This window comes from Paramylibacter ulvae (assembly GCF_014652655.1).
Classification (GTDB): Bacteria; Pseudomonadota; Alphaproteobacteria; order Rhodobacterales; family Rhodobacteraceae; genus Amylibacter; species Amylibacter ulvae.
Window position 1 is genome coordinate 919,844 of record NZ_BMZF01000001.1, and the last position, 12,857, is coordinate 932,700.

Consider the following 12,857-nt stretch of genomic DNA (forward strand, 5'->3'; position numbering starts at 1 on the left):
GATTTGATTTGAACGGTGGTTTGGTGATCCAAGCCACCGTTTTTTTATGCCCGATCATACGATACCCAAAAAAACCCCCCGCAAAATGCGAGGGGTCGGCCAGCGTAAGGGGGATGGCTGGCGGTTTTGTATTCTTATTGTTGTGTTGACAATGAAGATGCATTTGTCAGGTGCAATGCACATGTTTCCGCATCATTTTCAGCCATTTTTTCCTTGGCCATTGTCAATTCAGACATGGCAGCCTCTTTCGTGGCTTCTGGTGATGCTTCGACTGCTGCCGCAACCGCTGCGATTGTTTCTTCGTCGCACGCCAATGTGTCTTGTGCGAAAGAAGCGCCAGCAAAGCTGGTGATAACTGCGGCTGTGATAAGTGTCGTTTTCATCATTTTATTCTCCTAATGGTTAAACGGCTTGTGTGCCGTAAACAATAGGTACGAACAGTTTTGAACATTCTCAATCGTTCAAAGCAAGGTATTGAAAACTAAGCGCTAATTTGCCTTTTCTGTTGGTTCTTATCGGCGAAAAAATGCAAAAAAAATCACGCCGCTGTGATGCCGTGAAATTCTGCAATAAACCGCTGGTAGCGTTAGTGAGTTTTCGCAAATTTCCGCGCAAAAAACGCGCCAGCTAACGGAGGCGAGTCTTTGCGCAGAAATAGGGGGATTCGTTTTAATCTTGTTGTGGGGTACTTAACCGCCATTCATCGGGAATGATGGGGTAATATGCCTCTATCGCGGCAATTGCGATGGCGTGTTCGGTGCCATTTTCAGAATCAATTACGTTTTGGCCACCCAATTCGGCGTGAACGGATGCCTGACCACGAGGCAGTGTGGCGGCAACAGCATCTGTATCGACCTTATCTGGGTCTTGCACACCGATGGTGACGCGTACTTCCATTTTATCGGTATCCAGATCTAGGCTACGAAATAAGATCAATGATGAATGACGCAGCGCATCTTGTACTGCGCGATTGGCGGCCTTGGTATAATCAAGACCATATAAATCCGCACCCATACCCATTTCCAAAATCAAACGTTTCATTGCGCTGGCTCCATATCAAAAGACACAATCACCGCGGCATTAGCGATCACCGTATGATCGCCATTGGGTTTTGCGATGTCTAATCCGCCGCGCACCACACGAAAACTGGGCTGACCATAAGGGAGGATTTTTTCAAGTTCGCCAATATCGACCTGATCTGGCTGTTGCACCGCGATTTCCACTTCTACCAGCATTGCCGATTTATCAAATCCAAATGCATCGGCCATGGTCAATGAATTATGCCACAGCGCATCACGCAACGCACGACACGCGGCTTTCGTATAATCCATGCGGCGCAATGATGTGCCCATACCAAATTCAACAGCAACCCGTTTTTTCGCCATCTTGATATCCCCAAATTACCTGTCCATATCAGTAGTAATAATAACTGATGCTTGCAATCTGAACTTCGCTTTGTGAATAAGGGGGAAGCGAAGGGAATGAAAAATGGCGTTAAGCGTTTCACAACAGGCAAAATATTGGGGCATCGGCATGGCCGTCACGGTGTTTTTGCTCTGGCTTTTGGGCGGGATATTATTGCCGTTTATCACAGGTATGGCGATTGCCTATTTTCTTGATCCAACCGCCGATCGATTAGAGGCCATGGGATTTTCACGCATATGGGCAACGGTAACGATTACGGTGGTTGCGCTGTTTGTATGTACATTGCTTGTTATTATTTTGATCCCGCAATTGGTTCAACAGACAGCCGCACTTGCCACCGCTGCACCAGAATATATCCAACAGTTGCAAACGTTTTTAGCTGGAAAATTCCCATCCCTGATGGATGAAAATTCCGCTGTTCGTCAAGGTATCGAAAGCTTTGTAGAAGGGTTCAAGGGGCGCGCAGGGGAATTTGCCAGTGCAATACTGGCATCGGCATTTAGCATCGTTGATGCGTTGATATTCATCGTGGTGGCACCCGTCGTGGCGTTTTATATGTTGCTTGATTGGGATCGCATGGTGGCAACGGTCGACAGTTGGCTACCCCGTGATCATTTGGAAACAATACGTGGTTTGGCGCGTGATGTTGATGGCGTGTTGGCAGGGTTTGTGCGTGGGCAATTAACCGTTTGTGCCATTCTTGGCACATTTTACGCAATCGCGCTCATGGCGGTTGGTTTGCAATTTGGCCTGATCGTTGGGTTGGTTGCAGGATTGTTGACGTTCATCCCATACGTTGGATCGGTGATTGGTGGCGTGTTGGCCATTGGTCTGGCCTTGTTTCAATTCTGGGGGACACCTGAATGGATCATCGTCGTGGCCGTCATCTTTGTGGTGGGGCAAATGGTTGAAGGCAATGTTTTAACACCCAAGCTGGTGGGGGGGTCCGTTGGGCTTCATCCTGTTTGGTTGATGTTTGCACTCTCTGCATTTGGAACATTGATGGGGTTCACTGGCATGTTGGTGGCAGTGCCGGTTGCAGCCTGTTTGGGTGTGTTTTTCCGTTTTGGGATTAGCCAATATTTGGATGGGCGTTTGTACACTGGTCTAATTGGAAAACGGGTGGATAGCCAAGATGATGACGTTATCCTGACCAAAGAATCCGACACAAATGGCTGAACAACTAATTTTAGATTTACCTGTGCGCCAAGCATTGGGACGCGAAGATTTTTTTGTGTCACCCAGCAATCAAAGTGCGGTTGACGCATTGGACGCGTGGCACGGTTGGACAGGCAACAAGCTAATCTTATTGGGACCCAAAGGTGCGGGAAAAACCCATCTCGCACAGATTTGGGCGCAAAATGCAGATGGGATTATCGTGGCCGCCGATGATTTGGCCAACGAAGATATACCATCACTCGCCACGCAAAATGTCTGTGTCGAGGATATCGCCGATCTGGCACAGAGCGATGGCGAACAGGCGCTGTTCCACTTACACAACGCAATGTTGGATACGGGTAAGAAACTTTTGCTTACGGGGCGCGACACGCCACGTGATTGGCAACTGTTATTGCCCGATCTGAACAGCCGTCTTGCCGCGATTGGACGTGCTCAGTTAGAAGCGCCAGATGACATGTTATTGATGGCAGTGATGATAAAACAATTCGAAGATCGCCAGATTGCAATCGACCCAGCGGTGGTGAATTTTTTGATACCACGCGTGGAGCGATCATTTGCTTTTGTGGCGAAGTTGGTTGCAAAACTTGATGAAACCGCGCTTGCAGCACGAAAACCGATTTCGCGAAAACTTGCGCGTATCGTACTAGACTCTTTGACCGACTAAATGGCATAATTGCCGTTGATGAATATTCCTTTGACAACACCTCATGTGGATGCGGATTTTTTGAACTCGCAACCATCCCCACCCGTTGACCACACTGATGTTTCAATGGACAGCGATGCGCGTTTTGTAAATCGGGAAATGTCTTGGCTTGCGTTTAATTGGCGCGTGTTGGGCGAAGCGGCGAATGACGAAATCCCGCTGTTGGAACGGGTGCGAATGTTATCCATTTCCAACACCAATCTTGATGAATTTTACACGGTGCGTGTCGCGGGTTTACGCGAATTGTATCGCGGTGGGATTGATGCACCATCTTATGATGGGCTGACCCCTAAACAACAGCTTGATCTGATCGATGCGGATGCGTCGCGGTTGATGGAACGCCAACAAGAAATCTGGGCAGATTTGATTGATGAACTTGCCGCGTCCAATATTGTGACTTTGGAACGCGATGATCTGTCTCAGGACGATCTGAATTATCTGCGAAACATCTTTAAAAATAAAATTTTTCCAGTGCTAAGCCCAATGGCTGTGGATCCAGCGCATCCTTTCCCATTTATCCCAAGTGAAGGTCTGGCATTGGCGCTGAAATTGTCGCGCAAAAAAGATGCGCGCCCATTGACCGCATTGCTGCCCATTCCAAACCAAGTTGATCGTTTTGTCGAACTGCCGTCTTTCCAAGATGGCGAACACCGTATGGTGTTGTTGGAAACTGTTATCTTGGCATTTTTGGGCGATTTATTCCCAGGTTACGTTTTGCAGGGCGAATGTATATTTCGCGTGTTGCGTGACAGCGATTTGGAAATCGAAGACGAAGCCGAAGATTTGGTTCGCGAATTTGAAACCGCATTGAAACGGCGTCGCCGTGGGCATGCGGTGCGCCTAAAACTATCGGCGGACGCCCCTGCTGAATTGCGCCGCTTGATCTTGCGCGAATTGGATGTGGATGAAAACGAAGTTTTTGAATTGTCGGGGTTGTTGGGCATGTCCGATGTGTCGGAATTGATTGTATCCGACCGTCCCGATTTGCAATGGCCCCAATTTAAACCGCGCACACCTGAACGTGTGCAGGATTATATGGGTAATATTTTTGCAGCGATTCAGCAAAAGGATATGTTGTTACATCACCCTTATGAATCGTTTGATATCGTCGTGCAGTTTCTACAACAGGCCGCGCGTGATCCAAATGTGGTGGCGATCAAACAGACCCTTTATCGCACATCCAACCAATCCCCAATCGTCGAAGCATTGTGCGAAGCCGCGGAAAACGGCAAATCGGTTACTGCGCTTGTGGAGCTGAAGGCACGATTTGACGAGGCTGCAAATATACGCCAATCGCGCCGTTTGGAACGTGCTGGGGCGCATGTCGTGTATGGTTTCATAGATCTTAAAACACATGCCAAAATTTCGACAGTGGTACGCCGCGAGGGTGACTCACTGGCCACATATACCCATTTTGGCACTGGGAACTATCACCCAATCACCGCGAATATTTATACCGATCTTTCGTTCTTTACATGTTCAAAAACGCTGGGGCGTGACGCGGCAAAGGTTTTTAATTACCTGTCTGGTTATGCTCGCCCAGAACGGTTGAAAAAACTATCAATTTCGCCCGATGATTTGAAATCTGATTTGTTGGAAAAAATTGAACAAGAATCTGCCTTGGCACGCGAGGGTAAGAAGGGCGCGATTTGGGCGAAAATGAATGCGCTGGTTGATCCCGAAATCATTGATGCGCTGTATCGTGCCAGCAACGATGGCGTGCGGATTGATTTGGTTGTGCGCGGCATTTGTTGTCTGCGGGCCAATGTCAAAGGCCTGTCCGAAAATATTCGGGTGAAATCGATTGTCGGGCGTTTCTTGGAACATTCACGCATCGTTTGTTTTGGTAATGGCAACGGATTGCCACATAAGAAAGCATCGGTATATATGTCATCCGCCGATTGGATGGGGCGTAATTTGCACCGACGCGTTGAAACGCTGGTTTCGATAACAAATAAAACCGTTCACGCCCAAATCATGAGCCAGATCATGGCGGCAAATATGGCCGATGTGCAAAATTCATGGGTGATGCAATCGGATGGATCATATTTGCGCCATAATGCTCCGATTAAAGAGGGCAAGTTCAATTGCCACAGGTTTTTTATGGAAAATCCTTCGCTTTCTGGTCGCGGCAAGGTCGGAGTGGTTGACGTACCCAAATTAACCCATTCTTATGATGATCAAGATGAATAAAACGAATATTGAAATTTCAGAGCTTGGGCGCGTTGGGGTTATCGACGTTGGATCAAACTCTGTTCGCATGGTCGTGTTTGATGGCGCGGCGCGATCCCCCGCTTATTTTTACAATGAAAAAGTTTTATGCGGGTTGGGCAAAGGTTTGTTGCGATCGCACAAATTAAACCCAGAGGGCAAAGAGCGTGCGTTAAGCGCATTGCGCCGTTTCAAGGTTTTGGCCGATCAGATGGAACTAAATAGCCTTGGCGCCGTTGGTACCGCTGCCGTGCGAGAGGCAGAGGATGGCCCTGCGTTTTGTCGGCAAGTCCAAGACGATATCGGCATTGATTTAGTCAGCATTTCTGGCGAAGAAGAGGCACGCTTATCCGCCAACGGTGTGTTGCTTGGTTGGCCAGATGCCAATGGATTAGTTTGTGATTTAGGTGGTTCATCTCTTGAATTTGCCGAAATAAAAAATGGTAAAATCGGGAACATCGTAACAACCGCATTGGGTCCGCTTAGCATTGTTGATGTATCTGACGATATCAAAGCACAAGATGCGGTGATCAAAAACGAGCTGGCCGAAATTGCACCACTGTTTCAGCGACGTCAGGAAAATATCTACCTTGTTGGTGGATCACTGCGTGCAATTGCGAAATTCCATATGGAACGCAACAATTATCCTTTGCGCGTTTTGCACAACTATCACCTGCCTGTTGATGAAGTGTTGGATACGATCGCGATCATCGGTGATTGCGACCAAGACGAATTGACGCGTATGGTCAATGCATCCCCTGCACGAATTGAATTATTGCCTACAGCCATTCGTGTTTTGAAACAAATTTTAACGCAGTTCAAAACCGAAGAAGTGACATTTTCCAGCTATGGCCTGCGCGAAGGCTTGTTGTTTGAACGTATGCCAAAGGGGTTGCAAACTCGTGACCCGTTGCTCGAGGCATGCCGCTCCGTCGAAGAAGCACAAGCGCGCTTCCCGGGGTTTGGCGATCAACTGTGCGATTGGTTGCTGCCGTTGTTTCCAGAGGCGGACAATGATCGCAAACGGTTAATCCGTGCTGCATGTATTTTGCATGATGTTTATTGGGCGTCACACCCCGACTATCGTTCGGAAATTTGTTTTTACGGTGCAACCCACGCCAATTTTGGTGGCATTGGCCATCAAGGCCGCGTGTTTATCGCATGGGCATTGTTGAATCGATATAAAACCAAGGCAATGTCGCTGGGATATCACCGTTTGCGAGATTTATTATCGGCAGAGGAACGCCAATTGGCGGAATCGGTTGGCCGCGCCATGCGGTTGGGGGCAATGATGACGGGTGCTGAAATCAGTGACCTTGGTAAAATTCGTAAAACTAAGGTTGCGGTTGAATTGTCATTGGACAGCAATGGCGCGGATGTGTTTGGTGAAGTGGTCAAAAAACGCTTTGACGCGTTGGCGGATTCCTTGGGGCGCAAGGGTGTTGTTACCTACGCTTGATTTGGTTGATCCCCTAACAAATATCGTGGACCCGTTCCCAAACGTGCGGCGCGATCATCCGCATTATACAGCGCACAGCGATCCAGCGATAAACACCCACAACCGATACAGCCCGTCAGCTTTTCACGCAGCGTTTGCAGGGCATTGATCCGTTGATCCAGCACCGTTTCAAATTGCCCCGCCAGTTTTTCCCAATCCTTTAACGTTGGCGCTCGATTGTCGGGCAAACGCGCCAATGCCTGTGCGATTTCACGCAAACTAAACCCAAGGTTCTGTGCAATCATCACAAATGATAATTTTCGAATGTCGGAATGTTGGAAAACACGTTGCCCCGTGGCGTTGCGCTCCGATTGCACCAATCCCTGTTCTTCGTAAAACCGAATGGCCGAAATCGAAAGCCCTGTGCGCTCTGCAATGCGCCCAATTCGCAAACCTTTTTTCAAAGACATTGTTTTACCTTGATTATTTTCTCTTGAGCTCAGGTTAACTTGAGGTCGTATAACATGTCCATATCAATTGAACATGAAAGGACAAATCAATGGAAAATTATCTAGAACATGCAAATGTCACTGTTAGTGATCGCAAAAAAACCGCACAATTATTGTGCGATCTTTTCGATTGGAAAATCCGCTGGGAAGGGGATTCATTGGGCGGTGGAAAAACCATTCATGTTGGTGGCGAAAATTCATATGTGGCAGTTTATGAATTGGGCACACCAGAGCGTATCGCAACGCCGCGCAACAAATATCTGCTGGGTTTGAACCATATCGCAGTGGTGGTCTCCGATTTGGACGCGGTTGAAAAGCGTGTGGAAAACGCAGGCTACACCGCGCATAGCCATGGCGATTACGAACCTGGGCGACGGTTCTATTTTGAAGACACAGATGGGTTAGAGATAGAGGTGGTGAGCTATACACAATAACACAAGCGATATTGCACGTACGCGGGCAATCGCCTAGACACAAATGAAACACTTTGTGCAAAGCGAGCCTGACATATGCGCCTATCGAAATATTTTTTACCAACCCTCAAAGAAAACCCAGCCGACGCGCAAATCGCTAGCCATCGTTTGATGTTGCGCGCCGGCATGATCCGCCAAGCGGCGTCGGGCATTTATTCGTGGTTGCCGATGGGGTTCAAGGTGCTGCGTAAATTGGAAAATATTGTGCACGAAGAACAAATTCGTGCGGGCCATAATCCAATGCTAATGCCCACATTGCAATCCGCCGATCTGTGGCGTGAATCTGGGCGATATGATGATTACGGCAAAGAAATGTTGCGCATCACCGATCGCCACGGGCGCGACATGTTGTATGGGCCCACAAACGAAGAACTGATCACCGATATTTTTCGCGACTCTGTGCAATCACATAAAGACTTGCCACTGACCCTTTATCATATTCAATGGAAATTTCGTGACGAGGTACGCCCTCGTTTTGGCGTGATGCGCGGGCGCGAATTTTTCATGAAGGATGGTTATAATTTCGATGTGGATAAACCTTCGGCGATGCACGCATATAACCGCCATTTGGTAAGCTATTTGCGCACCTATGAACGCATGGGATTAAAGGCAATCCCAATGCGTGCGGACAGTGGTCCGATTGGTGGTGATGACACACATGAATTTTTAGTGCTTGCCGATACAGGCGAAAGCGAAGTGTTTTACGATAAAAACATTCTCGATCTGCATCTGGGCGATCGCAAAATCGATTATGATGATTGGGATCAATGTGCGGGTATTATGAAGGAATGGACAACACCATATGCGCGCACCGATGAAACCCATGATGAGGCGAAATTCAATGAAATTCCAGAGGAACGTCGCATGTCATCGCGCGGGATTGAAGTGGGGCAAATATTCTATTTCGGCACCAAATATTCCGATGCGATGAATGCCAAGGTGGTGAATTCCGATAACAAAGAAGTTCCCGTTCACATGGGGTCGCACGGCATTGGTGTGTCGCGCCTGATCGGTGCGATTATCGAAGCAAGCCATGACGACAACGGTATCATCTGGCCCGAAGCAGTCACACCATTTGGTGTTGGCATTGTGAACCTAAAACAGGGTGACGATGACACGGATGGCGCATGCGAGGCATTGTATAAATCGGCAACGGCATTGGGGCTTGATCCATTGTATGATGATCGCAAGGAACGCGCAGGTGCTAAATTCGCATCAATGGATTTGATCGGTTTGCCGTGGCGTATTACTGTGGGCCCGCGTGGTTTGAAAAACGGTGTGGTTGAATTGACCAACCGTAAATCAGGCGAAAGCGAAGAAATGACCGCTGAATTGGCACTGGAAAAACTGGCCAAAGTTTACGCAGGGATTTGATATGGGAAAGGTTGTGAATATTCTGGGTGGATTGGGGGTTGGCGTTTGCCTGTCCCAGTTCCCTGAATATTCACAACAATACGTCCAACGATTGGGCGGCGCGGTTGAAGAATTGAATGTGGTTGTGGCGGATTTCGATAATTCGGCGATACAAACAAATCAAACCCGCGCACAGGCATTATCGGCAATGACGGGCACAGAATTTTTGGATCGCCGCCAATCGGATATGACGCGCACGATCAAACGCCAAGAAGATTTGGCACAGAGTTATGCAACGCTCAAAGACGCCAGCGCATTTGAACGGCTTGGTTACATCCAAAAATTTGCCGATCCCAAAATAAATCAGGGCGCGTGGGCGGATTTTCAACCTGCTATCCCATTGTCATTGGAATCGTTTTTGTTACTGTTTGGCGGATATTGCGCTGGCTATGGTGGTACATCTGCCATAGGGCGTATGTTGCGCCAATTGCGCGACGCTAAGAAACGGAAAATTGCATGAATAATTCGGGTAGGACATCACCCTTTGCCCCCCATGAATGGATGATTGCTTGGCGGTATTTGCGCGCGCGTAAATCCGAAGGTGGCGTCAGCGTGATGACATGGATTTCCCTTATTGGGATTGCGCTCGCGGTATTTGCGTTGATCGCAACCCTTGCGGTGCGCTCTGGGTTTCGCACGGATTTCACGGCAACCATCCTTGGTGCGAATGCGCATGTGTCCGTATATCGCCCCCCGTTTGAGGATGCAGATGGGCGTATTGTGCGCACCTTTGATAATTACGACGATATCGCCCAGCGATTGTTACAGATCGAGGGCGTCAATCGCGTTGCACCCATTGTAAAGGGACAGGTAATGGCCACTGCCAATGGCCGCAACAATGGGGTCGAGGTATATGGTGAAACGCTGGCCGATTTACAAAATCTGCCATTGATCGCCAAACCTGAACGCCAAATTGGCAAGCTGGAAAATTTTGACAAAGGTGTTGCGATTGGCACGGGGGTTGCGCGTGAATTGGGATTGTCTGTTGGCGACAAAATCACGCTGATTTCACCCGATGGATTGCAAACAGCATTTGGGACAAGCCCACGCATCAATGCCTATGACGTTGTGTATATATTCGAGGTCGGGCGATATGATATTGATCGCACACGGTTATATATGCCTCTCTCAGACGCACAGATATTCTTCAACCGCGAGGGCGTGGTTGATGAATTTGAGATCATGGTTGATGATCCAGATAACGTGCAACAGCTTGATCCATTATTATTAGCTGCTAGCGATTCACACAGCGCGACATGGACCTGGAAAAATGCGAGCGGTGGATTTTTACGTGCGCTTCAAATGGAGGATAACGTGATGTTCATTCTGATGTCGATCTTGGTTTTGGTCGCGTCCATGAACATCGTATCTGGCCTGATTATGCTGGTGAAAAACAAGGGGCGCGATATTGGTATTTTGCGCACGATGGGATTGTCCGAAGGGTCGATCATGCGCATCTTTTTCATTTGTGGTTCATCGATTGGGGTGATTGGCACCATTGCGGGTGTGATCTTGGGCTGTTTGTTCGTGATCTATATTGACCCAATTTTTAATGTGATTAACGGTTTGATGGGTGGGGGCGTATGGGACCCATCCCAACGATTATTGTCGCAACTGCCCGCGGAATTGAACTTGCGTGATGTGATGAAGGCGGTTTGCCTCTCGCTTGGGTTGTCATTTATCATCACCATATTCCCAGCGCGCCGCGCAGCAAAAATGAACCCTGTCGAGGCGCTTCGATATGAATAATATTTTGGAACTGCAAGGCGTCAGTAAGGCATATAACAAGGGTAAACCAACAGAGATTTCCATTCTGAATGATCTGGATTTCACGCTTGCCACGGGCGAGGTGGTAGGGCTGGTCGCACCGTCGGGCGCTGGAAAATCAACATTGCTGCATATTGCGGGTCTATTGGACACGGCGGATGCGGGGCACATTGCCATTGCGGGCGTTGATCAATCGGGACTGTCGGAACGAAAACGCACACGCACACGGCGCCAAGATGTGGGGTTCATTTATCAATTTCACCACCTGTTACCCGAATTTTCCGCCCTGGAAAATATTATTTTGCCGCAAATGGCAAATGGTGTTTCCAAGGTTGCAGCAACCGATCGTGCGCGTGATTTGTTAAATCGCGTCGGGTTAGAACCACGCGGCACACATCGCCCCGCAGAATTGTCCGGTGGTGAACAACAACGCGTTGCGTTTTGTCGTGCACTTGCCAATGAACCAAAACTGTTGTTGGCTGATGAACCTACGGGCAATTTAGACCCTGAAACATCGGATACAGTGTTCAACGCCCTGTTGGATTTGGTCAAGGAAACGGGTCTGTCCGCGTTGATTGCAACGCATAATATCGAACTGGCGGGGCGTATGGATCGTATGGTGCGCCTTGAACGTGGTCAGCTTAGCTAATCGCAAATCTCTTGTAGCGCGAGCCAGTCTTCGTCCGATAGCAATGGTACAGATTGCTTTGCGTAATTATCGATGCTTGCCAAATCGGCATATCGGTTGTCTGACTTTGCAAATGGTGTGCTGGTGATTTCGGCAACATTAAACAATTCGTGCAAGTTATCAGGGCGCGGGTTCGATAATTCCCCCATGATTTTGTTTTCGGCGAATTGATCCAACTTTGCCTTATTGATTTTTCCGTTCGCCAAAAAATGCAATGTGGTGTTCAAGCCTGATGTCAAAAACAGATCATAAAGTTGCGGGCGTTCATCCTGCATCGCGCGTTCCATCAACACATACCCTGCCATCAATTCAGGTCCGTTTTGATCAGACAATAGCGATTTGTTGATCAGGATATTTCCATTGGGTAATAGTGCGGATTTGCGCGGCCCCATATCCACGATCAAAATGCGGTTGGATGTCGTGCCGATTAATCGATCCTCTAACAATCGCAGGGCGCGTTCGCCATAAGGCGATGAACAGGGGGTGCCAGTCAGCTTGTTCACTTGCGCCAATGCACGCCGTCCGATGTCTTCTAGCTTGGCGTCTGGAACGATGCCCGTTGCATATCGCGCCGTTGCTTCTGGCAGCCAAACAACACCAGCGATGACAAATGCGCAAAGCGTTATCGCACTGATCCAAACCCGAAGCCGCCCTGGTTTTGGGCGTGCACGTTGGATGCGGTTACGTACACGTTCGATCGCTTTGATCATCGTTTTGTCGTCAATTTCCAAGGTTTCATGCCCATCGGGGTCAACCGTGTAAATTGCAGGGCGTTGGTTGGAATTGGTGCGTTCAATGGCGGCCATTGACCAATGCGTAAGCGGACGGTCATTGCTATCGCGCAGCACCAACGATGCGTCGCCAAATGCCACGACAACCTCTTTGCGTTGGCCCTCTGCGGTTTCACGCCACAGACCAATACTTTCTAATCTTTCATACTCTTTTAATGCGGTCATTGCTCGACGGGCCCTATGTTGGCCTTCTATTCATTACAGTATAATCATTTTGCGGCGAAATTTCCAGCATCTCGTGGCAATTGCGTCGCAATCAC

General features: G+C 48.6%; 14 protein-coding genes. 9 read left to right on the top strand and 5 right to left on the bottom strand.

The window, feature by feature from the left end:
- Positions 1 to 134: 134 nt before the first annotated feature.
- The 3 genes from IE094_RS04565 to IE094_RS04575 form a co-directional block, all read right to left on the bottom strand.
- Positions 135 to 386, bottom strand: a complete 252-nt coding sequence (locus IE094_RS04565) for a hypothetical protein (protein WP_189639344.1) — start codon at positions 384 to 386, stop codon at positions 135 to 137.
- A 283-nt stretch (positions 387 to 669) separates the two neighbouring features.
- Complete coding sequence (locus IE094_RS04570; protein WP_189639345.1) at positions 670 to 1,041, bottom strand: Lin0512 family protein; 372 nt, start codon at positions 1,039 to 1,041, stop codon at positions 670 to 672.
- Positions 1,038 to 1,385: a Lin0512 family protein gene (locus tag IE094_RS04575; protein ID WP_189639346.1), complete on the bottom strand. Its 348-nt coding sequence runs from the start codon at positions 1,383 to 1,385 to the stop codon at positions 1,038 to 1,040. Before IE094_RS04575 ends, IE094_RS04570 begins: the two co-directional genes overlap by 4 nt.
- 103 nt (positions 1,386 to 1,488) lie before the next feature.
- Between IE094_RS04575 and IE094_RS04580 the strand changes: the two genes are divergently transcribed.
- Genes IE094_RS04580 through IE094_RS04595 form a run of 4 tightly spaced genes read left to right on the top strand, consistent with a single transcriptional unit; the run spans position 1,489 to position 6,977 of the window.
- Positions 1,489 to 2,604: an AI-2E family transporter gene (locus IE094_RS04580; protein ID WP_189639347.1), complete on the top strand. Its 1,116-nt coding sequence runs from the start codon at positions 1,489 to 1,491 to the stop codon at positions 2,602 to 2,604.
- Positions 2,597 to 3,268 (top strand): P-loop NTPase family protein, encoded by a 672-nt coding sequence (locus IE094_RS04585; protein WP_189639348.1) that lies wholly within the window; start codon positions 2,597 to 2,599, stop codon positions 3,266 to 3,268. The genes IE094_RS04580 and IE094_RS04585 overlap by 8 nt, the downstream gene beginning before the upstream one ends.
- Before the next feature lie 18 nt (positions 3,269 to 3,286).
- Positions 3,287 to 5,500 (top strand): RNA degradosome polyphosphate kinase, encoded by a 2,214-nt coding sequence (locus tag IE094_RS04590; protein ID WP_189639349.1) that lies wholly within the window; start codon positions 3,287 to 3,289, stop codon positions 5,498 to 5,500.
- A complete protein-coding gene (locus tag IE094_RS04595; RefSeq protein WP_189639350.1) occupies positions 5,493 to 6,977 on the top strand; it encodes a Ppx/GppA phosphatase family protein in 1,485 nt (494 codons plus the stop codon). Before IE094_RS04590 ends, IE094_RS04595 begins: the two co-directional genes overlap by 8 nt.
- On the opposite strand, the gene soxR is transcribed toward IE094_RS04595, so the two are convergent.
- Positions 6,968 to 7,426 (bottom strand): redox-sensitive transcriptional activator SoxR, encoded by a 459-nt coding sequence (gene soxR, locus IE094_RS04600; RefSeq protein WP_189639351.1) that lies wholly within the window; start codon positions 7,424 to 7,426, stop codon positions 6,968 to 6,970. The two genes, IE094_RS04595 and soxR, sit on opposite strands and share 10 nt — an antisense overlap.
- An 89-nt stretch (positions 7,427 to 7,515) precedes the next feature.
- Here soxR and IE094_RS04605 point away from each other — a divergent pair, with 89 nt between their 5' ends.
- The 5 genes from IE094_RS04605 to IE094_RS04625 all read left to right on the top strand — a co-directional run bounded on the left by IE094_RS04605 (position 7,516) and on the right by IE094_RS04625 (position 11,767).
- Entirely contained in the window at positions 7,516 to 7,899 is a 384-nt protein-coding gene (locus IE094_RS04605; protein WP_189639352.1) for a VOC family protein, read from the top strand.
- Between the two features lie 75 nt (positions 7,900 to 7,974).
- Complete coding sequence (proS, locus tag IE094_RS04610; RefSeq protein ID WP_189639353.1) at positions 7,975 to 9,312, top strand: proline--tRNA ligase; 1,338 nt, start codon at positions 7,975 to 7,977, stop codon at positions 9,310 to 9,312.
- Between the two features lies 1 nt (position 9,313).
- Complete coding sequence (locus IE094_RS04615; protein WP_189639354.1) at positions 9,314 to 9,811, top strand: DUF2937 family protein; 498 nt, start codon at positions 9,314 to 9,316, stop codon at positions 9,809 to 9,811.
- Positions 9,808 to 11,100 (top strand): lipoprotein-releasing ABC transporter permease subunit, encoded by a 1,293-nt coding sequence (locus tag IE094_RS04620; protein WP_189639355.1) that lies wholly within the window; start codon positions 9,808 to 9,810, stop codon positions 11,098 to 11,100. The genes IE094_RS04615 and IE094_RS04620 overlap by 4 nt, the downstream gene beginning before the upstream one ends.
- Complete coding sequence (locus IE094_RS04625) at positions 11,093 to 11,767, top strand: ABC transporter ATP-binding protein (RefSeq protein ID WP_189639356.1); 675 nt, start codon at positions 11,093 to 11,095, stop codon at positions 11,765 to 11,767. Before IE094_RS04620 ends, IE094_RS04625 begins: the two co-directional genes overlap by 8 nt.
- On the opposite strand, the gene IE094_RS04630 is transcribed toward IE094_RS04625, so the two are convergent.
- Positions 11,764 to 12,762, bottom strand: coding sequence for a hypothetical protein (locus IE094_RS04630; RefSeq protein ID WP_189639357.1), 999 nt, complete (start codon positions 12,760 to 12,762; stop codon positions 11,764 to 11,766). The genes IE094_RS04625 and IE094_RS04630 overlap by 4 nt on opposite strands.
- Between the last annotated feature and the right edge of the window lie 95 nt (positions 12,763 to 12,857).

Bases quoted from the DNA above. Each gene is read 5' to 3' on its own strand.
- IE094_RS04575 (WP_189639346.1), bottom strand. From the start codon at position 1,385: ATGGCGAAAAAACGGGTTGCTGTTGAATTTGGTATGGGCACATCATTG.
- IE094_RS04625 (WP_189639356.1), top strand. From the start codon at position 11,093: ATGAATAATATTTTGGAACTGCAAGGCGTCAGTAAGGCATATAACAAG.
- IE094_RS04580 (WP_189639347.1), top strand. From the start codon at position 1,489: ATGGCGTTAAGCGTTTCACAACAGGCAAAATATTGGGGCATCGGCATG.
- IE094_RS04565 (WP_189639344.1), bottom strand. From the start codon at position 386: ATGATGAAAACGACACTTATCACAGCCGCAGTTATCACCAGCTTTGCT.
- IE094_RS04585 (WP_189639348.1), top strand. From the start codon at position 2,597: ATGGCTGAACAACTAATTTTAGATTTACCTGTGCGCCAAGCATTGGGA.
- IE094_RS04615 (WP_189639354.1), top strand. From the start codon at position 9,314: ATGGGAAAGGTTGTGAATATTCTGGGTGGATTGGGGGTTGGCGTTTGC.
- IE094_RS04595 (WP_189639350.1), top strand. From the start codon at position 5,493: ATGAATAAAACGAATATTGAAATTTCAGAGCTTGGGCGCGTTGGGGTT.
- soxR (WP_189639351.1), bottom strand. From the start codon at position 7,426: ATGTCTTTGAAAAAAGGTTTGCGAATTGGGCGCATTGCAGAGCGCACA.
- IE094_RS04630 (WP_189639357.1), bottom strand. From the start codon at position 12,762: ATGACCGCATTAAAAGAGTATGAAAGATTAGAAAGTATTGGTCTGTGG.
- IE094_RS04590 (WP_189639349.1), top strand. From the start codon at position 3,287: ATGAATATTCCTTTGACAACACCTCATGTGGATGCGGATTTTTTGAAC.
- IE094_RS04620 (WP_189639355.1), top strand. From the start codon at position 9,808: ATGAATAATTCGGGTAGGACATCACCCTTTGCCCCCCATGAATGGATG.
- proS (WP_189639353.1), top strand. From the start codon at position 7,975: ATGCGCCTATCGAAATATTTTTTACCAACCCTCAAAGAAAACCCAGCC.
- IE094_RS04570 (WP_189639345.1), bottom strand. From the start codon at position 1,041: ATGAAACGTTTGATTTTGGAAATGGGTATGGGTGCGGATTTATATGGT.
- IE094_RS04605 (WP_189639352.1), top strand. From the start codon at position 7,516: ATGGAAAATTATCTAGAACATGCAAATGTCACTGTTAGTGATCGCAAA.